The following is a 21,503-nucleotide window of genomic DNA, read 5'->3' on the forward strand; positions in this document are numbered from 1 at the left end:
GTCGCCGCCGGCCTGATCACCCGGATCACGTGCTACGCCGACCGCGCCCAGGCGCTCGACGCGGCCTTCACCGGCACCACCGGCAGGCCCTGGAGATGGCCTCCCTCGCAGCCGGCCGTGCCTCCTCCGCCCGGGTGAAAGGCCTCGCCACCCGGATCGAGAAGGCGCGGGACCCGGAGATCACCACCACGACCGGCTGACTCGAGGCCTGTCAGGCCGCCAGCACCTTCCCCAACGTCGCCAGCGCCGACCGCAGTTCCTCCGCGGTGATGGTCAGCGGCGGGGCCAGCCGGATGGTGGAGCCGTGGGTGTCCTTGACCAGGACGCCCTCGCGCATCAGGCGTTCGCCGATCTCCCGCCCGGTGCCGATCGCCGGGTCCACGTCGACACCCGCCCACAGCCCGCGCGAGCGGAAGCCGACCACGCCCCTGCCGACCAGCTCCGTCAGGCCGTCGCGCAGGATCACGCCCAGCTCGGCGGCGCGGCGCTGGAAGTCGCCGCTCTCCAGCAGCTCGACCACCGCCGTGCCGACCGCCGCCGCGAGCGGGTTGCCGCCGAACGTCGAGCCGTGCTCGCCGGGGTGCAGGACCCCCAGCACCTCCCGCCGGGCCACCACCGCGGACACCGGCACGATCCCGCCGCCCAGCGCCTTGCCGAGCAGCAGCACGTCCGGCACCACGCCCTCGTGGTCGACGGCGAGGGTACGGCCGGTGCGGCCGAGGCCGGACTGGATCTCGTCGGCGACGAACAGGCAGCCCTTGCGCCGGGTCAGCTCGCGGACCCCGGTCAGGTAGCCGTCGTCCGGGATGAGCACCCCGGCCTCGCCCTGGATGGGCTCGATCAGCACCGCCGCCGTGGTCTCGTCGACCGCCGCCTCCAGCGCGGCCAGGTCGTTGTACGGCACGATCCTGAAGCCCGGCGTGAACGGGCCGAACCCCGCGCGGGCGGTCTCGTCGGTGGAGAAGCTGACGATCGTGGTGGTACGGCCGTGGAAGTTGTCCGCGGCGACGACGATCGTGGCCCGGTCGGCGGGGACGCCCTTCACGTCGTAGGCCCATTTGCGGGCCACCTTGATGCCGGACTCGACCGCCTCGGCGCCGGTGTTCATCGGCAGCACCATGTCCAGGCCGGTCAACTCGGCGAGCCGTTCGGCGAATTCGGCGAGCCGGTCGTTGTGGAAGGCGCGCGAGGTGAGGGTGAGGCGGTCCAGCTGGCGGTGCGCGGCCTCGATCAGCGCCGGGTGGCGGTGGCCGAAGTTGAGGGCCGAGTAGCCGGCCAGCATGTCGAGGTAACGGCGGCCCTCGACGTCCTCCACCCAGGTGCCCTCGGCGCGGGCGACGACGACGGGCAGCGGGTGGTAGTTGTGCGCGAGGACCGGGCCCTCCGCCTCGATCAGCTCGGCGGAGGTGCGGGTGCGGGCGGGTGCGGTCATCTGGGGGATCTCCTGGTCCTCAGCGGATTTCCTGGGTGCAGCACTTGATGCCGCCGCCTGCCTTGTGGAACTCCGACAGGTCGACGGGAACGGGCTCGTAGCCCCGGTCGGCGAGCCGGGCGGCCAGGGTCTCGGCCTGCGGCGCGATGAAGACGTGGCGGCCGTCGGAGACCGAGTTCAGGCCCCATGCCAGGGCGTCGTCGCGGGTGGCGAGCACCGCGTCCGGGAACAGCCGGCGCAGCACGTCACGGCTGCCGGGGGAGAAGGCCTGCGGGTAGTAGACGATGTTGTTCTGGTTCCCCTCGTCCAGGACGAACAGCGCCGTGTCCAGGTGGTAGAAGTACGGGTCCACCAGGGTCAGGCTGATCACCGGGTGGCCGAAGAACTCCTGGGCCTCCCGGTGCGCCTCGCGGGTGGTGCGGAATCCGGTGCCGGCGAGCAGGTACCGGCCCGTCCAGACCAGGTCGCCCTCGCCCTCGGCCACCGAGCCGGGGCGGTACACGTCATAACCCGCGGTCTTGAACCAGAGGTCGTAGTGGGTCGACTCGGGTCGCCGCTCGGGCGAGTGGAAGAGCGAGCCGAAGACCCGGCCGCCGACGACGACCGCCGAGTTCGCGGCGAACACCATGTCGGGCAGGCCGGGGACCGGCTCCAGCCGGTCGACGCTGTGGCCGTGGGCGCGATAGGCGCTGATCAGCGCGGTCCACTGCTCCTGGGCCAGGTCGACGTCGACCCTGGTGTCGGGGTTCATCCAGGGATTGATCGCGTACTGCACGGCGAAATGTCTGGGTTCGCAGACAAGAAAGCGCCTGAGACGCGGCACACGGCTTTCGGACACAGAGGGGTTCCTCCGCTTTCCCGCGGTGTCGACTGAGGGTTGACACCAAGGTAGAAAGCGTCGGATACGGGCGACAAGCAATGATTGTTGCGTGTCTGCGCAGGAATGCTGCGTCTCCGATCGTACAAACGCAGGATCAGTGCGTTTACTCCGGCACGGGGTGGGTGGCGCCCGCCTCGGGGCTCTCCGGGAGCAGATGCGACAGCACCATCACGCTGATCGTCTTCCGGATGAACGGCTCCACGCGGATCCGCTCCAGCACCTCCTCGAAGTGGTCCACGTCCCGGGCCCGCACATGCAGCAGGGCGTCCGCGCCGCCGGTCACCGTCATGGCCGCGGTGATCTCCGGGTGGTTGCGGACCACCTCCGCGAGCCGCCGGGGCGGCGCGGCGCCCTCGCAGTACACCTCGACGTACGCCTCCGTGCGCCAGCCGAGGGCCGACGGCTTGACGGTGGCCGTGAACCCGGTGATCACACCGGTCTCGCGGAGCCGGTCGACCCGCCGCTTCACGGCCGTCGCGGAGAGCCCGACGGCGGCGCCGATCTCGGCGAAACTGGTCCGCGCGTTCGCCATCAACGCGGTGGTGATCTTCCGGTCGAGATCGTCGAAGGGGGCGGTGCCGCTGTTCATGCCCGCACTGTAACCACGGCCGCGGACACTTCGGGAACACCACTTCATCCGGCGCGGACGTCCACGTCCGGTACATGTCCAGCGCCGCGTTCGGCCGCCTACACTCCGTTCATGCTGCGCGCCCTCGCCGTCGACGACGAACGCCCCTCGCTGGAGGAGCTGCTCTATCTGCTGAACGCCGATCCGCGCATCGGCAGCGTCGAGGGCGCCGGTGACGCCACCGAGGCGCTGCGCCGCATCACCCGCGCGCTGGAGTCCGGACCCCAGGGCCCCGAGGCCATCGACGTCGTCTTCCTCGACGTCCAGATGCCCGGACTGGACGGACTCGATCTGGCCCGGCTGCTCACCGGCTTCGCCCGGCCCCCGCTGGTCGTCTTCGTCACCGCCCACGAGGACTTCGCGGTAAGGGCCTTCGATCTCAAGGCAGTCGACTACGTCCTCAAGCCGGTACGCAAGGAACGCCTGGCGGAGGCGGTACGGCGGGCCGCCGAACTGCGCGGCAGCGCACCCCGGATACCCGTGCACGAACCCGACCCCGACCACATCCCCGTCGAACTCGGCGGCGTGACGAAGTTCGTGGCGGTCGACGACATCACCCACGTCGAGGCCCAGGGCGACTACGCCCGCCTGCACACCGACCGCGGCAGCCACCTCGTCCGCATCCCGCTGTCCACCCTGGAGGACCGCTGGCGCTCCCGCGGCTTCGTCCGCATCCACCGCCGCCACCTCGTCGCCCTCCGCCACATCGGCGAACTCCGCCTGGACGCGGGCACGGTGAGCGTCCTGGTCGGTGCGGAAGAGCTCCAGGTCAGCCGACGCCACGCCCGCGAGCTGCGGGACCTGCTGATGAGGAGGGCCTGACGATGCCCGCCGACCCCACCGAGCGCCGGGTCACCGTCACCGGCCCGCCCCGCCGCGGCCGTCGCGGCCACCGTGACCCCGGCTACTACCGCGCGCGCACCGAGATCGACGAGCAGACCACCCTCGGCCACACCTACGTCCGCTCCCTCATGCGCAGCCAACTGCGCGTCGCCCTCGTGGTGTTCGCGGTCCTGGTGCTGCTGGTCGGCCCGCTCCCGCTGGTCTTCGCCGCCGCCCCCGACGCGCGCCGACTGGAGTGGGTGGTGCTCGGCTTCTGCCTGTACGCCCCGCTGATCCTGCTCGCCCGCTGGTACGTGCGCCGCGCCGAACGCAACGAGGAGGACTTCGTCCGCCTCGTCGAGGACCGACAGGACCGATGAACTCCAGCTATGCCGTCCCGGCGGTCGCCCTCGTGGTCGTCGCGACCGTCCTCGTCGGCGCCTTCGGCCTGCGCATCTCCCGGACCACGTCCGACTTCTACGTCGCCTCACGCACCGTCGGCCCCCGCCTCAACGCGGCCGCGATCAGCGGCGAGTACCTCTCCGCCGCCTCCTTTCTGGGCATCGCGGGCCTGGTGCTCGTCCAGGGCCCCGACATGCTCTGGTACCCGGTCGGCTACACCGCCGGCTACCTCGTCCTCCTCCTCTTCGTCGCCGCCCCGCTGCGCCGCTCCGGCGCCTACACCCTCCCCGACTTCGCCGAGGCCCGGCTGGCCTCGCGGACGGTACGGCGGCTGGCCGGGGCGTTCGTCGTGGGCGTCGGCTGGCTCTACCTGCTGCCCCAGCTGCGGGGCGCCGGGCTGACGCTCACGGTCCTCACCGGCGCTCCCGACGCGCTCGGCGGACTCATCGTCGCCGTCGTCGTCGTGGCCACCGTGGCCGCCGGCGGCATGCGCAGCATCACCTTCGTCCAGGCCTTCCAGTACTGGCTCAAGCTCACCGCCCTGTTCGTCCCCGCCCTCTTTCTCGTCCTCGCCTGGCAGAACGCCGGCGCCCCCACCCACGCCTTCGACGAACCGGCCACCTTCCGCGACCGGCGCGTCGTGGACGTCCAGGACACCCTCTCGCTCAAGCTCGACCGTCCCCTCACGGTCACCGTCACCGGCACCGTCGACGGCAGCCCGCGCCGGGACACCCGGGTCACCCTCCCCGAGGGCACCCACCGCATCACCGCGGGCACCCGGCTGACCTTTGCCAGGGGCACCCGCGTCCCCGCCACCGACCGGGGCACCAACGGCGGCATGTCCACCTCGCTCGCCGAGAGCCGCGAGGAACGCCCGCTGTACGCCACGTACGGACTGATCCTCGCGACCTTCCTCGGCACCATGGGCCTGCCGCACGTCGTCGTCCGCTTCTACACCAGCCCGCACGGCGTCGCCGCCCGCCGCACCACGGTCGCCGTCCTCGCCCTGATCGGCCTCTTCTACCTGCTGCCGCCCGTCTACGGCGCCCTCGGCCGCCTCTACACCCCCGAACTCACCCTCACCGGCGAGACGGACGCCGCCGTCCTGCTGCTGCCCGACCGGGTCGTCGGCGGCCTCGGCGGCGACCTGCTCGGCGCGCTGGTGGCGGGCGGCGCCTTCGCCGCGTTCCTCTCCACCGCCTCCGGCCTGACCATGGCGGTCGCCGGCGTCCTCACCCAGGACGTCCTGCCGTCCCGCGGCGTACGGCACTTCAGGCTGGGGACCGTCCTCGCCATGGCCGTACCGCTCGCCGCGAGCGTGCCCGTGGGCGGCCTGCCGGTCGCCGACGCCGTCGGACTGGCCTTCGCCGTGTCCGCCTCCTCCTTCTGCCCGCTGCTGGTCCTCGGCATCTGGTGGCGGCGGCTGACCCCGCCCGGCGCCGCCGCCGGGATGCTGGCCGGGGGCGGCTCGGCGTTCTGCGCGGTGGCCGCGACGATGGCCCGCCTCCCCGGCACCGGCAGCCTGCACGCCCTGCTCGCCTGGCCCGCGCTCTGGTCGGTCCCGCTGGGCTTCCTCACCATGATCCTGGTCTCCCTGGCGACCCCGGGCCGGGTACCGCCCCAGACGGGCGCGATCCTGGCCCGCTTCCACCTGCCGGAAGAGCTGCGCGCGGAGGTCAAGGCGTGACCGGGTTCCTGGCGGGCCTCTGCGTGGCCGTGCTCCCGCTCCTCGCCGCCGGCTTCTGGCTCGGCCGCCGCACCGCGCGCCCCCAGAACCTCGGCGGCCTCGGCACCCCCGTCGAGCACGCCACCTTCGAGACCCTGCACACCGCCTCGCTCGCCGCACCCCCGCTGCGCGCGGGCCTCACCGAGGAGACCGCCCGCCGCTCGGCCCGCCGACTGCGCACCCTGCTCGGCACCGACGCCCTCTGCCTCACCGACCACGAGAACCTGCTGGTCTGGGACGGCGTCGGCGACCACCACCGCACCGAGATCACGGAGCGGCTCGCCGGCCCCCTGGAGACCGGCCGCGGTGAGGCCTTCCGGCTGCACTGCGAGACCCCCGACTGCCCGGTCCGCTGGGCCGTGATCACCCCGCTCACCGTCGACGACCGCGTCCACGGCACTCTGGTCGCCTGCGCCCCGCGCGAGTCCGCCGTCCTGGTCCGGGCGGCCGGTGAGGTCGCCCGCTGGGTCAGCGTCCAGCTGGAGCTGGCCGACCTGGACCGCTCCCGGACCCGCCTCATCGAGGCCGAGATCCGCGCCCTGCGCGCCCAGATCTCCCCGCACTTCATCTTCAACTCGCTCGCGGTGATCGCCTCGTTCGTCCGCACCGACCCCGAGCGCGCCCGCGAACTGCTGCTGGAGTTCGCCGACTTCACCCGCTACTCGTTCCGCCGGCACGGCGACTTCACCACCCTCGCCGACGAACTGCACGCCATCGACCACTACCTGGCGCTGGTGCGGGCCCGCTTCGGCGACCGCCTCACGGTCACCCTGCAGATCGCCCCCGAGGTACTCCCGGTCACCCTGCCCTTCCTCTGCCTCCAGCCCCTGGTCGAGAACGCCGTCAAACACGGTCTGGAGGGCAAGACCGGCACCTGCCACATCCAGATCACCGCCCAGGACGCGGGCGCCGAGGCCCTGGTCGTCATCGAGGACGACGGCGCCGGCATGGACCCGGCCCTGCTGCGCCGCATCCTCGCCGGCGAGAGCAGCCCGTCCGGCGGCATCGGCCTGTCCAACGTCGACGACCGGCTCCGCCAGGTCTACGGCGACGACCACGGCCTCGTCATCGAGACCGCCCCCGGCGCGGGCATGAAGATCACCGCCCGGCTGCCCAAGTACCAGCCCGGGGTGCACTAGGGCGTGTTGCGAAAGTCCCGCCTGCCGCGCGACGCCATGCACGCACTCTCGCCGCACCGGCCGAAAGCCCAAGTACATCCAGTACGAGAGCTTCCGCCCGGCACGCCGAGAGCACGCACCTGACGCCGCGCGGCCCGCCCTCCGGGCGGACGACGGGACTTTCGCAACACGCCCTAGACGCTTTGCGAGCAGCCGTCGTCCGTCCGCGGCGCCGTGGTGACCGGCCGCGCCCCCTCGGGACCCCGTGGGTGCGACCGGGACGTCAGCTGCCCTGGGTGACCACCATCGCCAGTGTCAGCAGGCCCAGCACCACCCATCCGAACCAGAGCCAGCCGTTGCTGCCGAGCGCCACCGTGTAGGCCGTGACCACCACCAGTGCGCCGACGGTGAGCACCCCCATCGTCTTGGTGGCACCGTTCGAGCCGTTCGCAGAACCGGGCATCGCGACACCCTCCTCATGGTCCGACTCCCCCCATGGTGCCCCCGTTCTGCTTCCGGGGGGCAGTGCACCCGAGGAATCGGCCTTCCGCCGCCGAACGGGGAGCCCTTCAGCCGTTGCGTGCGTTCAGCGCGGCCAGATAGGCGTTGTACGCCTCGAGTTCCTTGTCACCGTCCCGGTCGGCGGCCCGGTCCTGGCGGCGGGCCTGGCGCTGTTCGGAGTTGTACCACTGGAACAGGAGGGCGATCAGCACCAGTACGGACGGGACCTCGCTGAACGCCCAGGCGATTCCGCCGGCCGCGTTCTGGTCGGAGAGCGCGTCGATGCCGAGCGAGGCGGGCGGATTCCTGAAGGTCCCGACCATCGGCTCCGACGCCATCATCAACGCGATGCCGAAGAACGCGTGGAACGGCATGCCCGCGAACAGCTCCAGCATGCGCATCAGATGTCCCGGCCGGTGCGGTCCCGGGTCGACGCCGATGATCGGCCAGAAGAAGACGACACCGACGGCGAGGAAGTGCACCATCATCGCGATGTGCCCGGCCCTGGAGCCCATCAGGAAGTCGAACAGCGGGGTGAAGTAGAGCGCGTACAGGCTCGCGATGAACATCGGGATGGTGAAGGCGGGATGGGTGACGATCCGCATGTAGCGGCTGTGCAGCAGGGCCAGCAGCAGCTCACGCGGCCCCTTCCGGCCCCTCCCGGCGACGGGCAGCGCGCGCAGCGCCAGGGTCACCGGGGCGCCCAGCAGGATCAGGATGGGCGAGAGCATGCTGATGATCATGTGCTGCACCATGTGCACGCTGAACATGACCATCCCGTAGTCGTTCAGCCGGGTGCACATCACGAGCATGATGGTCAGCACCCCGACGACGAACGACACCGTCCGCCCCACGGACCAGGCGTCCCCGCGCCGTCGCAGCCGCACCACGCCCCACCCGTACAGCGCCAGCGCCGCGACACAGGCGACGAGGAAGAAGGGATCCGCCGACCACTCCAGGCCGCGCCCCAGCGTGAACGGCGGCAGATCCATGGTCATGCCGTGCCCGCTGTGATCCATGCGGCGGCTCCTGATTCGTGGGGGCTTGTACGTTTACTGCCGACCCCAGAGTAGAACCGCCCCCGGCCGCCGTTACGACCGGGGGGCACGAGAGCGCCCCCGCAGGGGCGCGGGGCCGTGCCGACGGGCGGCCCCGCCGCGTGGGCGCGACCAGCGCCCACGCACCCGCGGCCAACGCACGGCCGCAACCCTCACAGCACGGTCTCCGCCTCGTCGTACCGCTCGGTCGGAACCGTCTTCAGCGTCTCCACCGCGTCCGCCAGCGGCACCATCACGATGTCCGTCCCCCGCAGCGCGGTCATGTGGCCGAACTTCCCCCGGTGCACCGCCTCCACCGCGTGCCACCCGAACCGCGTCGCCAGCACGCGGTCGTACGCCGTCGGCGTGCCACCCCGCTGCACATGCCCGAGGATGACCGGCCGTGCCTCCTTGCCGAGCCGCTGCTCCAGCTCGACGGAGAGCTGCCGGGCGATCCCGGCGAACCGCTCATGGCCGTAGATGTCCTTGCCGCCCTCGTCGAAGGCCATCGTGCCCGCCTTCGGCTTCGCCCCCTCCGCCGCGACGACGATCGCGAAGCGCTTGCCCAGCTCGAACCGCTCGCCGACCCGGCGGGACAGCTCCTCGATGTCGAAGGGCCGTTCCGGTACGACGATGGCGTGGGCGCCGGCCGCCATGCCGGAGTGCAGGGCGATCCAGCCGGTGTGCCGCCCCATGACCTCCACGACCAGCACCCGCTGGTGGGACTCGGCGGTGGTCTTGAGCCGGTCGAGCGCCTCGGTCGCGACCCCCACGGCCGTGTCGAAGCCGAAGGTCACGTCGGTGACGGCGATGTCGTTGTCGATGGTCTTCGGCACGCCCACGATCGGCAGACCGGCGTCGGACATCAGCCGGGCCGCCTTCAGCGTGCCCTCACCGCCGATCGGGATGATCGCGTCGAGCCCGAGCTCGGCGACGTGCCCCCTGGCCAGCTCCACGCCGTCGCGCAGGTGCGAGGGCTGGACCCGGGAGGATCCGAGGATGGTGCCGCCGCGGGCCAGGATGCCGGCCACCGCGTCGAGGTCGAGCTTGAGGTAGTCGCACTCCAGGAGGCCCTTCCAGCCGTCCCGGAAGCCGATGACCTCGTCGCCGTGGTCGGCGACGGCACGGTGCACGACGGACCGGATGACGGCGTTCAGGCCGGGGCAGTCGCCGCCGGACGTGAGGACACCAATGCGCATAGCCCGAAACAACCTTCTCCACGTGGGCCGGGTACCGGACCGCGCTGTCCGGCTGTCATCGGCGTCACCCTACCGGCGTGAGGGGGGCCTTTCGCACCGGGCGTCCGCCTGCTGGACGCGCCCGCACATGTGAGCGGGCGCACTGTCAGGCGGGCCCCGGAAGCGGCCGTTCCCGAAGGGTCACGCAGGCTGCTGAGCGGCCGCGATGCGCTCGTTGCGGAGCGCCTCGTACCAGCGGTCGTCGATGGGCGGCAGCGCGTTCACGTCGAGCGCCAGCTTCAGCAGCAGGTCCGCGATGAGCGGGTTGCGGGCGAGGACCGGCCCGTGCATGTACGTGCCGAAGACGGTGTCGTTGTACGCGCCCTCCGTGCCGTCCCCGGTGCCGTTGCCCTTGCCCAGCTGGACCCGGGCGAGCGGGCGGGCGGTGGGGCCGAGCTGGGTGACGCCCTGGTGGTTCTCGAACCCGGTGAGCGGGGGGAGCCCGAGGCGCGGGTCGATGTCGGCGAGCACGTCACCGACGCAGCGCTCGCCGGTGCCGCGCACGGTCGTCACGTCGAGCAGGCCGAGGCCCGGCTCCCGCTGCCCGAGGTCGTTGATGAACTCGTGCCCGAGGATCTGGTAGCCCGCGCACACGGAGAACACGATCGCGCCGTTCTCCACCGCCCGGTACAGGTGCCCGTCCCGGCGCAGCCGCTCGGCGGCGAGCCGCTGCGGACGGTCCTCACCGCCGCCGATCAGGTAGATGTCGCCGGAGGTCGGGATCGGCTGGTCGCTGCGCACGTCGAGCCGGGCCACGTCGAGCCCGCGCTGCCGGGCCCGGCGCTCCACGACGAGCGCGTTGCCCTGGTCGCCGTAGGTGCTGAGCAGGTCCGGGTAGATCCACACCAGCCGCAGTTGGTTGTCGCTCATGAGGGGATCGTCACTCCGATGTCTGATGCGGTCAGTTGCCGACGCGGCGGCGCAGGTCCTGGAAGGCGGTGTAGTTCGCGATGACCTCGATCCGGCCCGGCGGGCACATCTGGACGGCCTGGTCCAGCGACTCGCAGACCTGGAAGTGCTGGCCCGCGACCTCCAGCCGTACCGCGAGGTCCAGCTTGCGGTCGCCGAGCACGAAGATCGGGTGGCCGGTCAGGCGCGTGTAGTCCACGTCCCACAGCCAGGAGGTGTCCGTGCCGTCGGCGCCGCGCGCGTTCACCGAGAGGATGACCGGCGCCGGCGGCGGGTCGATCAGCGAGAACGTCTCCAGCCAGCCGGCCGGGTTCTTGGCCAGCAGCAGTCGCAGGTCGCGCTCCTGGAACTGCACGACGTCGTAGCGCCCCGCGACGGCCTGCACCTGGTACATCCGCTCCAGGGCGACCTGCGGCGGCACTCCGAAGACGGCGGCGACGGCGGCCGAGGAGGCGGCGTTCGCCTTGTTGGCACGCCCCGGCAGCTGCAGGTGGATCGGCCAGGCGGACCCGTGCGGGTCGAGCACGTGATCGCCCGACAGCACCCAGCTCGGCGTCGGCCGCCGGAACCCGCACTCACCGCAGAACCAGTCGTCTCCGGGCCGCTGCATCACGCCACCGCAGGACGGGCAGGACCAGGCGTCGTCCTTCCACATCTGCCCGGCGGCGACCCAGATCACGTTGGGGGAGGAGGAGGCGGCCCACACCACCAGCGGGTCGTCGCAGTTCGCCACGATGACGGCCTTCGACCCGGCCAGGCCCTCGCGCCAGTTCTCGGCGAGCATCCGGGTCTCGGCGGCGCGGTCGAGCTGGTCCCGGGAGAGGTTGAGCAGGGCGATGCACTTCGGGTCGGTGTCCCGGGCCACCCCGGCCAGGTACTTCTCGTCGACCTCGATCACGCCGAACTTTGACTCCGACCCGCCCGCCAGGGCGGAGGTGATACCGGCCGGCATGTTGGCGCCGAGCGCGTTGGAGACGACCGGCCCCGCGGCCTTCAGCGCCTCGGCGATGAGCCTGGTGGTCGTCGTCTTGCCGTTGGTCGCCGAGACGAGGGTGACGTCCAGGTTCTGGGCGAGCCGGGCGAGCAGGTCGGGGTCGAGTTTGAGCGCGACCCGGCCCCCGATCACCGACCCGCTGCCGCGCCCCGCTGCCCGGGATGCCGCCGCGACCGCCTTGCCCGCGGTCACGGCCAGCTTGGCCCGCGGCGTGAGCGGGTCCGAGTTGCCTGCCATCAGTTCTCGATCCTCCTTGCGTACGCGCCGCGCCTGAGCCATCCGGCAACGTGGTGTGAGGTCAGCCTATCGAGATCCATTCGCACACCCGAATTCCGGCCCGTGCCTGCGCGGCGGGCAGGGCCCGATCCGAACCGTACCCTTACGGCCATGCGACACGGTTCCATTCCGGGCGCCCGCGGACGGGTCCGGCCTCTCACCCTGCTCGGTGACCCCGTCCTGCACGCCCGTTGCGCGGAGGTCACCGAGTTCGGCCCCGAACTCTCCCGGCTGGTGGAGGACTTGTTCGCGACGATGTACGCGGCGGAGGGCGTGGGCCTGGCGGCGAACCAGGTGGGGGAATCCCTCCGGGTGTTCGTCTTCGACTGCCCCGACGACGAAGACGTCCGGCACCTGGGCCACGTGGTCAACCCCCGCCTGGCGGCGGCGGACGGCGTCACGCTCCGCGGCCCGGAAGGCTGCCTGTCCCTGCCCGGCCTGGAGGCGGGCACGGAACGCTACGACCACGCGGTGGTGGAGGGCTTCACGGTGACGGGGGAGCCGATCACCGTCCATGGCACCGGCTTCTTCGCGAGGTGCCTCCAGCACGAGACCGACCATCTGGAGGGCCGCGTCTACGCCGACCACGTCACAGGCTGGCGCAAGCGCAAGCTGATGCGACAGGTGGCGAAGTCTTCGTGGCGCCGGTGAGGAAAAGCCTTCGGGGGCGCGGGGAACCGCGCGATCGGCGCCCGCCGGGCGGTCGGCCGGAACCGGACCCCTCAGAATCCCGGACCGCCGACCTTGTCCCCCGCGGCCGCCAGGCGACCCCACAGGAGATCAGCCAGACTCTTGACCAACTGGGCCCGAGTACACGGCCGTTCCCCCAGCCACCAGTCCCCGGCCGCATGCATCATCCCGACGATCCCGTGTCCCCACACCCGGGCCAGCTGCTGGCTCCCGGGGCCCAGATCCAGCCGCTCCTCGATGACCTGCGCCAGTTCCTCGCCCATCCGCCGCAACAGCGGAGCCGAGTGCTTCCCGACATCGAACCCCTGGTCGGTCCCCGTGCCGCCCTCCGCGGGATGCATCAGGAACCGGTACACCTGGGGCCGCGCCTCGATCGCCGCGAGGTACGTGTCCAGCGTCGCCTCGACCCGCTCACGGCGGTCCGCGGGAGCGTCCAGCGCCTCCCGCAGCGAGTTCAGCAGCGCGTCCGTGTGCCGCTTGGCCAGCGCCGCGTACAGCCCGCTCTTGTCACCGAAGTGGCGGTACAGGATGGGCTTGGTGATGCCGGCCTCCGCCGCGATCGCGTTCATGGAAGCCTGTGGGCCGTCGCGCAGCACCACCCGGTCGGCGGCCTCCAACAGCTCGCGCCGTCGGCGGTCGGCGGACCGCTGCTGTTCGGTCCGCTGTGTGGTGTCCATGTGCTCTCCCCACCCCGTGCTGTTATCGGTGACGCCTGCGCAAACTAACACCTGACAGCCATTCGCCCTCGAACTGGCTGCCGAGGTGACCTCGGGAGTTGACTTTTCCTACCGATGAGTAACAGACTCGGGTTACCGCTAGTAACATATTATGCGCCGCCGCTGGAGGAGTCATGGCCGAGTTCACCATGGAACTCAACGACGAACAGAAGGAGGTCCGGGACTGGCTGCACGGGTTCGCCGCCGACGTCATCCGCCCCGCGGCCGCCGAATGGGACGAGCGTGAGGAAACTCCCTGGCCGGTCATCCAGGAGGCCGCCAAGGTCGGCATCTACTCCCTGGACTTCTACGCCCAGCAGTACTTCGACCCCACCGGCCTCGGCATCCCCATGGCCATGGAGGAGCTGTTCTGGGGCGACGCGGGCATCGCCCTGTCCATCGTGGGCACCGGCCTCGCCGCCGTCGGCGTGCTCGCCAACGGCACCGAGGAGCAGATCGGCACCTGGATCCCCCAGATGTACGGCGACCCCAACGACGTCAAGGTCGCCGCGTTCTGCTCCTCCGAGCCCGACGCCGGCTCCGACGTGGCCTCCATGCGCACCCGGGCCGTCTACGACGAGGCCAAGGACGAGTGGGTGATCAACGGCACGAAGACCTGGGCGACCAACGGCGGCATCGCCAACGTCCACGTCGTCGTGGCCGTCGTCGACCCGGAGCTCGGCTCCAAGGGCCACGCCTCCTTCATCGTCCCGACGGGGACGCCCGGCCTGTCCCAGGGGCAGAAGTTCAAGAAGCACGGGATCCGTGCCTCGCACACCGCCGAGGTCGTCCTGGACAACGTCCGGGTGCCCGGGTCCTGCCTGCTCGGCGGCAAGGAGAAGCTGGACGAGCGGCTTGCCCGGGCCCGGGAGCGGGCGAAGTCGGGCGGGGAGCGGGTGAAGAACGCGGCCATGGCCACGTTCGAGGCGTCGCGGCCCGCCGTCGGTGCGATGGCCGTAGGCACCGCACGCGCCGCGTACGAGGTGGCCCTCGACTACGCCATGACCCGTGAGCAGTTCGGGCGTCCGATCATCGACAACCAGGGGGTGGCCTTCCAGCTCGCGGACATGAGGACGTCCATCGACGCGGCCCGGCTGCTGGTGTGGCGGGCGTCCTGGATGGCGGTCAACGGGAAGCCGTTCACCGCGGCCGAGGGGTCGATGTCGAAGCTGTTCGCGAGCGAGACGGCGAAGAAGGTGACCGCCCAGGCGATCCAGATCCTGGGCGGGAACGGGTACACGCGGGAGTACCCGGTGGAGCGGATGCACCGGGATGCCGCGATCTACACGATCTTCGAGGGCACCAGTGAGATCCAGCGGCTGGTGATCGCTCGCACTCTGTCGGGGATGCCGATTCGCTAGCGCCGTCGGGGGCGCGGTGCGCTGCGGACCGACGGCCGTCGGTGGCTGGTCGCGCAGTTCCCCGCGCCCCCGGACAACAGGTGGGCACTGTCACCGGTGTTTCAGCGGTGTGAGTTGCTCGATGTCGTAGCGCTGCCGGAGTTCCTCGATCGCCTGGTGGTCGAGGGGCCCGTCGCTGCCCAGGATCTCCAGCAGCTCCTCGAAGTAGCGCTCGTGATCGGGCGGCGGGGACGACTGGAAGAACATCCTCGCCGGGGTCTCCGTCGGGTTGGCGAAGGCGTGCGGGCATCCCGGCGGCACGACGATCACCGTGCCCGGGGTCGCCCGCACCACTCTCGTGCCCGAACTCGACTCCCACTTCTGCCAGTTGTCGGGGGTGCGGATGCGCGGCTCGAAGGCGAGGACGTCCAGCTCGCCGTCGAGGACGTAGAACAGCTCCTCGCTGCGGGTGTGTACATGGGCGCCCACGTCGAAGCCCGGCGGGACCTCCACCTCGAAGGTGGAGGACGTCCGTGAGTGCGTGCCCGTCACCTTGAAGGTGACGCGCTGGGCCGGCGTGTGGACCACGCGCCCGTGTCCCGGTGGTACGAGGAGTCCCTCGGTCGTGGTCATGGGCCGCTCACCAGGTCACCGGAAGCGTCTCGGGGCCCCGGATCGGCGCGCCCGTCCTGAAGGGGAAGACCTCCGGGTCGCGGCTGAACCGGGGGGCGTCGGCCACCATCCGTACGTCGTCGTACCAGGTGACCGGCCACGCCCGGCCCTCGCCGTTCGGCAGCCGGCTCCGGGTGACCGGACCCTCCCGCATCAGTTCGCTCAGGGCGGGGTCGAAGGCCGCCCCCACCCGGTCCGGCACCTCCCGGTGCCGGACCGGACAGGCGGCCCCGTCGGTGGGGCCGAGTGGTTCGGTGAGCGTCACCCCGGTCATGCCGCCCCTCCGTCCGAACGCCGCCAGCGACCCAGCGACATCTCCGCCGTGATGCCGGGACCGAACCCGGCCAGCAGGCCACGCGCCTGGTGTTCGGCGCCGCCCTCGTCGAACATCCGGCGCAGCGCGTCCAGGACGACGGCGCTGGCGATGTTGCCGTACTCGGTGAGCGTGGACCTACTGAACCGGAACGCGTGCGGCTCGACCCGGAGGAACTTGCTGAGGTCGTCCAGGATGCGCGGCCCGCCCGCGTGGACTATGTAGAAGTCCAGGTCGGACGCGTCCCAGCCGTGCAGCCCCGCCAGGTCCTGGAGGGCCGGCGCGAGCGGCTCCATGGTCGCCGGGACCCGCTTGTCCAGCAGGAAGTGGAACCCGGTGGCCCGCACGTCGTACATGATCCACTCTTCGGTCTTGGGGATCAGGTACGAGCCGTTGCGTTCGAGTTCGACGCCCGTGCCGCCCTTGCCGCGGACCACGGCGGCGGCGATGCCGTCGCCGAAGAGGCCGTTCGAGAGCAGCGAGCCGACGCCGAGGTCGGTCGGCTGGTAGCACAGCGAGCAGAACTCGCAGGCCACGATGAGGGCGTTGGCGTCCGGGTACGCCGAGCAGAAGTCGTGCGCCCGGTTGATCGCGGCTCCGCCGGCCGCGCAGCCGAGCTGCGCGATGGGGAGCTGGCGGGTGGTGGAGTCGAAGGCCATCTCGTTGATCAGCCACGCCGTGAGCGAGGGCATCATGAAGCCCGTGCACGAGACGTAGATGATCACGTCGATGTCGGTGGTGAGCAGTTCCGCGTCGTCGAGTGCCCGCTGGATGACGGCGGGGACCCGGGCCTTGGCCTCGGCCTCGTAGAGCTTGTTGCGCTCCTCGAAGCCGGGGTGCTTCAGGGTTTCCTCGATCGGCTGCACGATGTGCCGGGTGCGAACGCCAGTGTTCTCGATCAGTCTCAGCGCCAGCGGCAGCTGCGGGTGGTTCTCGTGGTGGGAGCGCGCCAGTTCCAGCGTCTCCTCCATCGTGATCACGTACTCCGGGACCGACACTGAGGGTTTGCACAAAGTCGCCATGAACCGTGCCTGCTTTCAGCTTTCCGGCGGGTTTTGCCCGACCGGTCAGAGAGGTGGTTCACCTCAGGAGGTGGTCCCCTCACGATCACCCGGGAGGGCGATGATCTCGCGCCGAACTACTCCGAACCGGTGACCCCGTGTCAGGGTCGGAGCAGCACAGAGGTATCAGGACGAGGAGGACGCGATGCCCGCCACGGCCGCGGAGATGCTGAAGAAGACCAGGTCAGAGCTTGCCCCGGACTCGAACGTCAATCCATGGGTCCCCCTCGTCGCCGGCGGCCGGGCGAGTCCGGGGACACTCGCCGTCCTCGCGCTGGGACAACACCGGGTGATTCCCGCCGACCGGCGCGCGTTCCTGCATCTGGCGCAGCGCGCCACCGAGGAGCCGGCGGCCGCCGGGTTCTTCGCGGCGCTGGCCGAGGGCGAGGAACTGGCGGCGGCGCGGCTGGGCGCGTTCGCCGAGGCGTGCGCGGTGGACGAGGAGCGCATGCGGGCGTACGAGCCCCTGCCGGGCTGCCAGGCGTACCTCTCCTGGCTCGCCCTCAACGCGGGCCCGACGGACGCCGTCCTGGCCGTCACGGCCAACTTCGCGACGTGGGGTACGTATTGCGCGAGCATCGCGCAGGGACTGCGCACCCACTAGGGTTTCACCGACGAGGCCTGCGCCTTCTTCGACTTCTTCGCGACTCCAGCGCCGGCCCTGGACCGGCAGGCGACGGCGGCGGTGGAGGCGGGACTGCACGCGGGCCGCCTGGACGAGAAGCGGGTGTACGCCTACGGCCGTCTGCTTCAGGCGTACGAGCAGATGTTCTGGACCTCGCTCAGTGCACTGGCTCAGGGGCGCGAGGCTGGGTTCGATGTGCGGCTGCCGCCGCGCGGGCGCCACGGCCCCCACCCGTCCCGCGCTCGCCGGACGACCGTCACTCCCCACTGCTGTGGGCGATACAGGCCACGTCGATCCGGTCGGCGAGCTTCGCCAGCTCGATGGTCAGGGCGGCCACCGTGTCCTCGTCCAGCCCGCCCTCGTCGGCCTCCACCAGACGCAGCCACCGCGCCCCCAACGTCCGCAACAACTTACTCACGTCGGCCGCGGCCACCTGCAAGGTACCGCGGTCGTCGACGATCAGAGGCAGAGTCACTTCGCGGTTCACACCCGGATCGTAGCCGTGCAACCGTCACACACCCTGCCAAACGGTGGTGATGTTGCAGAACTCCCGGATTCCGTGCCCGGACAGCTCGCGGCCGTATCCGGACCGCTTCACCCCGCCGAAGGGGAACGCCGGGTGGGAGGCGGTCATGCCGTTGACGAACACGCCACCCGCCTCCAGATCCCGTACGAACCGGTCCACCTCGGCGTCGTCCCGCGTCCACACGTTCGAACTCAGCCCGAAGGGCGAGTCGTTGGCGATGAGGATCGCCTCGTCCAGGTCCCCGGCCCGGTACAGCGTGGCCACCGGCCCGAACGCCTCCTCGCGGTGGATGCGCATGTCGCGGTGGATCCCGGCGAGCACGGTCGGCGGGTAGTACCAGCCGGGGCCGTCCGGCCGCTGCCCGCCGCACAGCACCTCGGCACCCGACCGCTTCGCGTCCTCGACCAGTTCCTCCAGGTCCTTGCGCCCCTGCTCGCTGGCGAGCGGCCCGACGTCCGTCTCCTCGTCCATCGGGTCGCCCGTCCGCAGCGCCGCCATGGCCGCCACGAACTTCTCGGCGAACGTGTCGTAGACGTCCGTGTGCACGATGAACCGCTTCGCGGCGATGCACGACTGCCCGTTGTTCTGCACGCGCGCGGTCACCGCGATCCGCGCGGCGCGGTCGATGTCGGCCGAGGGCATCACCACGTAGGGGTCGCTGCCGCCCAGCTCCAGCACCGTCTTCTTGATCATCTCACCGGCGGTGGCGGCGACCGCGCGGCCCGCGGGCTCGCTGCCGGTGAGTGTCGCCGCCTTCACCCGCTCGTCGCGCAGGACGTCGTCGACCGCGCCGGAGCCGATCAGCAGGGTCTGGAAGCAGCCCTCGGTGAAACCGGCCCGGTGGAACAGGTCCTCCAGATACAGGGCGGTCTGCGGGACGTTGGACGCGTGCTTGAGCAGGCCCACGTTGCCCGCCATCAGCGCGGGCGCGGCGAAGCGGACCACCTGCCAGAGCGGGAAGTTCCACGGCATCACGGCGAGCACCGGCCCGACCGGCCGGTAGCGCACCCGCACCCGGGACGCGCCCGAGTCCTTCACGTCCGTCTCGGCCGGCTCCTCGTCGGCCAGCAGCTCCGCCGCGTGGTCGGCGTACCAGTGCATCGCCTTGGCGCACTTGGCGGCCTCCGCGCGGGCCTGCTTCAGCGGCTTGCCCATCTCGGTGGTCATGGTGCGGGCGATGGCGTCCCGGTCCGCGTCCAGCAGGTCGGCGGCCCGGTGCAGCAGCCGGGCGCGTTCGGCGAAGGTGCTCGTGCGGTACGTGCGGAACGTGGCCTCGGCGAGTTCGAGCCGGCGTTCGAGCTCGTTCTCGTCCATGGCCTCGAACGTTTCGAGCGTCTCGCCGTTCGCCGGGTTGACCGTCGCGATGGGCATGGCTGACCTCCCTGGGAGCGGGCTTGCTATGACCTTCGCGCGCGGCCCCGGGGACCGCAACGCGTGGGCGTCTGTTCAGCCCGAGTGCTCCGCCAGCCGGTCGAGAAACGCGGCCTGGGCCGTGACGATCACCTCGCGGGCCCGGTCGGCGGTCAGCCAGGCCACCCGGTCCAGCTCCGGGAACTCCTGGATCCGGCCCGACCGCGGCGGCCACTCCATCACGAAGGTGCCGGGGGCGATCGTGGCCGGGTCCAGGTCGGCCTCGACCGCCCACGCCGTGACGATCTTGCCGTTGGCCTGCCGGACCTCGCCCAGTTCGATCGCCGCGCCGTCCGGCGGCGGCAGCCCCAGCTCCTCCTGGAACTCGCGCCGGGCCGCCTCCCAGGCCGGCTCGGCAGGCTCGTACTCGCCCTTGGGGACGGTCCAGGCACCGGCGTCCTTCTTCGCGAAGTACGGCCCGCCCATATGGCCGAGCAACACCTCAAGACCCGCACCGGTACGCCGGAACAGCAGCAGTCCCGCGCTTCGCCTCGGCTCCGTCAACGCCGTACCTCCGGGTGGGCGGCCAGCAGGGTCTCCACCGTATCGGCCTCCTGAGGCCGTTTGTCCTCGCGGTAGCGGACGACACGCGCGAAGCGCAGGGTGACGCCCGCCGGGTAGCGGGTCGACTTCTGCAGGCCGTCGTAGGCGATCTCGACGACGAGTTCGGGGCGTACGGTCACCACCCCGCCGCTGTCCGAGACCGCCAGTTCCCTGAGCCGGGCGGTCTGCCACTCCAGCATCGCGTCGGTCATGCCTTTGAACGTCTTGCCGAGCATGGCGAAGGTGCCGTCCGGGTTGCGGGCGCCGAGGTGGAGGTTGGAGAGCCTGCCGGTGCGGCGGCCGTGGCCCCATTCGGCCGCCAGGACGACCAGGTCGAGGGTGTGCACGGGCTTCACCTTCAGCCAGGAGGCGCCCCGGCGGCCGGCGCTGTAGGGGGCGTCCAGGGCCTTGACGATCACTCCCTCGTGGCCGCGGTCCAGGGTGGCCGCGAGGAACTCCTCGGCGGCCGCCGTCTCCCCGGGCCCCGACACCAGCGCGCGGCGCACCCGCATCGGCTCGGGGACCAGCCGGGCCAGCTCCGCGTGCCGTTCGGCGAACGGGAGGTCGAGCAGGTCGTGGTCGCCGACCGAGAGCGCGTCGAAGAAGACCGGGGAGACCGGGACCTCCCGCGCGGCCTTCGCCACATCCACCCGGGAGCCGACCCGGCCCGCCGTCTCCTGGAAGGAGCGGGGGCGGCCGTCCGCGGCGAAGGAGATCACCTCGCCGTCCAGGATGAACCTTCGGCCGTCCAACTCCCGTGCGGCGGACGTCACCTCGGGGAGGCGGTCGGTGATGTCGTCGAGGGCGCGGGTGAAGACGCGCACGGCGTCACCGTCCCGGTGGACCTGGACCCGGATGCCGTCCAGCTTCTCCTCGACCGCGCAGCCGCCCAGCTTCGCCACCGCTTCGGCGACCGCCGCGGCGGTGTGCGCCAGCATGGGCAGCACCGGGCGGCCGACGGTGAGCCGGAAGCGGTCCAGGGCCGGCGGGCCGTCCGCCAGCAGCGCCTCGGCCACCGTCTGGAGGGAACCGGCGAGCATCACCGCCCGGCGGACGGCGGCCGGGTCCGCGCCCGTCGCCTGCGCGAGTCCCTCGACGGCGACCGCGTCCAGGGCGCCCTGCCGTACCTCCCCGGTGATCAGCCCCAGCAGGAAGCGCTGCTCGTCCGCCGTCGCCGCGGCCATCAACTCGCCCGTGATCCGACTGCGTTCGGCCTGCGAGCCGGGTCCGGAGACCTTTCCCAGCTCGGTCAGCCGGGCGTCGACCTCGCGGACCGTGAGGGAGGGTTCGGCGGCCGGCGGGACGCTCCTGCCCAGCACCTTCCAGCCGACGCCGAGGCGGCCCTGGGGCAGCCGGCCGGCCAGGTAGGGGATGACCACCGGTACGTCGTCGGGCGCCGTCTCCCGGAAGAGCCCGGCGAGCAGCGCGGTCTTGCGGGAGACGGCCGCGGCGGCGGCGACCTCCCGGGACACTTCGGCGAGCCGGGTCAGCAGCATGCAGCCATGGTGCAACGGGCGCGGCCGGATCACACCACCACGGGCGTGCCCGGATCCGCGTCGGCACGGGGGGCGGCAGCACCCGCCTCCGCGCGGGCGGGGCCGGGCCCCACCCATCCCGCGCAGGCGGGGTCGGCCACCCCCCACC

The 21,503-nt window shown here is 71.6% G+C and carries 24 protein-coding genes; 8 read left to right on the plus strand and 16 right to left on the minus strand.

The genetic code is table 11. The features are described from left to right. The first annotated feature begins 29 nt into the window (after nt 1–29). A complete protein-coding gene (locus tag LQ326_RS39615; RefSeq protein WP_372497075.1) occupies nt 30–200 on the plus strand; it encodes a DUF305 domain-containing protein in 171 nt (56 codons plus the stop codon). An 11-nt stretch (nt 201–211) separates the two neighbouring features. Here LQ326_RS39615 and rocD read toward each other — a convergent pair whose 3' ends face one another. The 3 genes from rocD to LQ326_RS39630 all read right to left on the minus strand — a co-directional run bounded on the left by rocD (nt 212) and on the right by LQ326_RS39630 (nt 2,901). Further along, on the minus strand, nt 212–1,432 hold the full coding sequence (gene rocD, locus LQ326_RS39620; RefSeq protein ID WP_234543924.1) for an ornithine--oxo-acid transaminase: 1,221 nt from the start codon (nt 1,430–1,432) through the stop codon (nt 212–214). 19 nt (nt 1,433–1,451) lie between these two features. Then, nucleotides 1,452–2,270, minus strand: coding sequence for a dimethylargininase (ddaH, locus tag LQ326_RS39625; RefSeq protein ID WP_234543925.1), 819 nt, complete (start codon nt 2,268–2,270; stop codon nt 1,452–1,454). A gap of 145 nt (nt 2,271–2,415) precedes the next feature. After that, nucleotides 2,416–2,901, minus strand: a complete 486-nt coding sequence (locus tag LQ326_RS39630) for an Lrp/AsnC family transcriptional regulator (RefSeq protein WP_181802789.1) — start codon at nt 2,899–2,901, stop codon at nt 2,416–2,418. Between the two features lie 111 nt (nt 2,902–3,012). Between LQ326_RS39630 and LQ326_RS39635 the strand changes: the two genes are divergently transcribed. The 4 genes from LQ326_RS39635 to LQ326_RS39650 are packed head-to-tail and all read left to right on the plus strand — an operon-like array spanning nt 3,013 to nt 7,029. Beyond that, complete coding sequence (locus tag LQ326_RS39635; RefSeq protein ID WP_234543926.1) at nt 3,013–3,762, plus strand: LytR/AlgR family response regulator transcription factor; 750 nt, start codon at nt 3,013–3,015, stop codon at nt 3,760–3,762. Nucleotides 3,763–3,764: 2 nt separating this feature from the next. Continuing rightward, nucleotides 3,765–4,142, plus strand: coding sequence for a hypothetical protein (locus tag LQ326_RS39640; RefSeq protein WP_234543927.1), 378 nt, complete (start codon nt 3,765–3,767; stop codon nt 4,140–4,142). Further along, on the plus strand, nt 4,139–5,851 hold the full coding sequence (locus LQ326_RS39645; protein ID WP_234543928.1) for a sodium/solute symporter: 1,713 nt from the start codon (nt 4,139–4,141) through the stop codon (nt 5,849–5,851). Before LQ326_RS39640 ends, LQ326_RS39645 begins: the two co-directional genes overlap by 4 nt. Continuing rightward, the gene (locus LQ326_RS39650) at nt 5,848–7,029 is read left to right on the plus strand and encodes a sensor histidine kinase (protein ID WP_234543929.1); all 1,182 of its coding nucleotides are present in this window, start codon (nt 5,848–5,850) and stop codon (nt 7,027–7,029) included. Before LQ326_RS39645 ends, LQ326_RS39650 begins: the two co-directional genes overlap by 4 nt. Before the next feature lie 262 nt (nt 7,030–7,291). Here LQ326_RS39650 and LQ326_RS39655 read toward each other — a convergent pair whose 3' ends face one another. From LQ326_RS39655 to LQ326_RS39675, 5 genes are all read right to left on the minus strand, one after another. Further along, complete coding sequence (locus LQ326_RS39655) at nt 7,292–7,471, minus strand: hypothetical protein (protein ID WP_234543930.1); 180 nt, start codon at nt 7,469–7,471, stop codon at nt 7,292–7,294. 106 nt (nt 7,472–7,577) lie between these two features. Further along, complete coding sequence (locus LQ326_RS39660) at nt 7,578–8,528, minus strand: cytochrome c oxidase assembly protein (RefSeq protein ID WP_234543931.1); 951 nt, start codon at nt 8,526–8,528, stop codon at nt 7,578–7,580. Between the two features lie 191 nt (nt 8,529–8,719). After that, complete coding sequence (locus LQ326_RS39665) at nt 8,720–9,745, minus strand: 6-phosphofructokinase (protein ID WP_234543932.1); 1,026 nt, start codon at nt 9,743–9,745, stop codon at nt 8,720–8,722. Nucleotides 9,746–9,925: 180 nt separating this feature from the next. After that, nucleotides 9,926–10,654: a type 1 glutamine amidotransferase gene (locus tag LQ326_RS39670; protein ID WP_093505915.1), complete on the minus strand. Its 729-nt coding sequence runs from the start codon at nt 10,652–10,654 to the stop codon at nt 9,926–9,928. A gap of 31 nt (nt 10,655–10,685) precedes the next feature. Next, a complete protein-coding gene (locus tag LQ326_RS39675) occupies nt 10,686–11,924 on the minus strand; it encodes a MurT ligase domain-containing protein (protein WP_234543933.1) in 1,239 nt (412 codons plus the stop codon). Between the two features lie 150 nt (nt 11,925–12,074). Between LQ326_RS39675 and def the strand changes: the two genes are divergently transcribed. After that, nucleotides 12,075–12,614 (plus strand): peptide deformylase, encoded by a 540-nt coding sequence (def, locus tag LQ326_RS39680; protein WP_234543934.1) that lies wholly within the window; start codon nt 12,075–12,077, stop codon nt 12,612–12,614. A 71-nt stretch (nt 12,615–12,685) separates the two neighbouring features. Here def and LQ326_RS39685 read toward each other — a convergent pair whose 3' ends face one another. Then, on the minus strand, nt 12,686–13,330 hold the full coding sequence (locus LQ326_RS39685; RefSeq protein WP_234543935.1) for a TetR/AcrR family transcriptional regulator: 645 nt from the start codon (nt 13,328–13,330) through the stop codon (nt 12,686–12,688). A gap of 173 nt (nt 13,331–13,503) precedes the next feature. Here LQ326_RS39685 and LQ326_RS39690 point away from each other — a divergent pair, with 173 nt between their 5' ends. Next, on the plus strand, nt 13,504–14,730 hold the full coding sequence (locus tag LQ326_RS39690; RefSeq protein ID WP_234543936.1) for an acyl-CoA dehydrogenase family protein: 1,227 nt from the start codon (nt 13,504–13,506) through the stop codon (nt 14,728–14,730). A 90-nt stretch (nt 14,731–14,820) separates the two neighbouring features. Here the strand turns inward: LQ326_RS39690 and LQ326_RS39695 are convergent, their stop codons facing one another. Genes LQ326_RS39695 through LQ326_RS39705 form a run of 3 tightly spaced genes read right to left on the minus strand, consistent with a single transcriptional unit; the run spans nt 14,821 to nt 16,716 of the window. Further along, a complete protein-coding gene (locus LQ326_RS39695; RefSeq protein ID WP_234543937.1) occupies nt 14,821–15,342 on the minus strand; it encodes a cupin domain-containing protein in 522 nt (173 codons plus the stop codon). A gap of 7 nt (nt 15,343–15,349) precedes the next feature. Beyond that, entirely contained in the window at nt 15,350–15,655 is a 306-nt protein-coding gene (locus tag LQ326_RS39700; RefSeq protein WP_372497074.1) for a hypothetical protein, read from the minus strand. After that, nucleotides 15,652–16,716 carry a type III polyketide synthase gene (locus LQ326_RS39705; RefSeq protein WP_234543938.1) on the minus strand — a complete coding sequence of 355 codons (1,065 nt, stop codon included), beginning with the start codon at nt 16,714–16,716 and terminating at the stop codon, nt 15,652–15,654. Before LQ326_RS39705 ends, LQ326_RS39700 begins: the two co-directional genes overlap by 4 nt. Nucleotides 16,717–16,900: 184 nt before the next feature. On the opposite strand from LQ326_RS39705, the gene LQ326_RS39710 reads away from it, so the two are divergent. Further along, nucleotides 16,901–17,359, plus strand: a complete 459-nt coding sequence (locus LQ326_RS39710; protein ID WP_308402122.1) for a hypothetical protein — start codon at nt 16,901–16,903, stop codon at nt 17,357–17,359. Nucleotides 17,360–17,636: 277 nt separating this feature from the next. Here LQ326_RS39710 and LQ326_RS39715 read toward each other — a convergent pair whose 3' ends face one another. The 4 genes from LQ326_RS39715 to LQ326_RS39730 all read right to left on the minus strand — a co-directional run bounded on the left by LQ326_RS39715 (nt 17,637) and on the right by LQ326_RS39730 (nt 21,355). Beyond that, nucleotides 17,637–17,867 (minus strand): DUF6213 family protein, encoded by a 231-nt coding sequence (locus LQ326_RS39715; protein ID WP_089105419.1) that lies wholly within the window; start codon nt 17,865–17,867, stop codon nt 17,637–17,639. 24 nt (nt 17,868–17,891) lie between these two features. After that, on the minus strand, nt 17,892–19,277 hold the full coding sequence (locus LQ326_RS39720; RefSeq protein ID WP_234543939.1) for an NADP-dependent succinic semialdehyde dehydrogenase: 1,386 nt from the start codon (nt 19,275–19,277) through the stop codon (nt 17,892–17,894). Nucleotides 19,278–19,352: 75 nt separating this feature from the next. Next, nucleotides 19,353–19,820: an NUDIX hydrolase gene (locus LQ326_RS39725; RefSeq protein ID WP_234543940.1), complete on the minus strand. Its 468-nt coding sequence runs from the start codon at nt 19,818–19,820 to the stop codon at nt 19,353–19,355. After that, complete coding sequence (locus LQ326_RS39730) at nt 19,817–21,355, minus strand: ATP-dependent DNA ligase (protein ID WP_234543941.1); 1,539 nt, start codon at nt 21,353–21,355, stop codon at nt 19,817–19,819. Before LQ326_RS39730 ends, LQ326_RS39725 begins: the two co-directional genes overlap by 4 nt. Between the last annotated feature and the right edge of the window lie 148 nt (nt 21,356–21,503).

The sequence above is a fragment of the Streptomyces shenzhenensis genome (assembly GCF_021462265.1).
GTDB lineage: Bacteria > Actinomycetota > Actinomycetes > Streptomycetales > Streptomycetaceae > Streptomyces > Streptomyces shenzhenensis.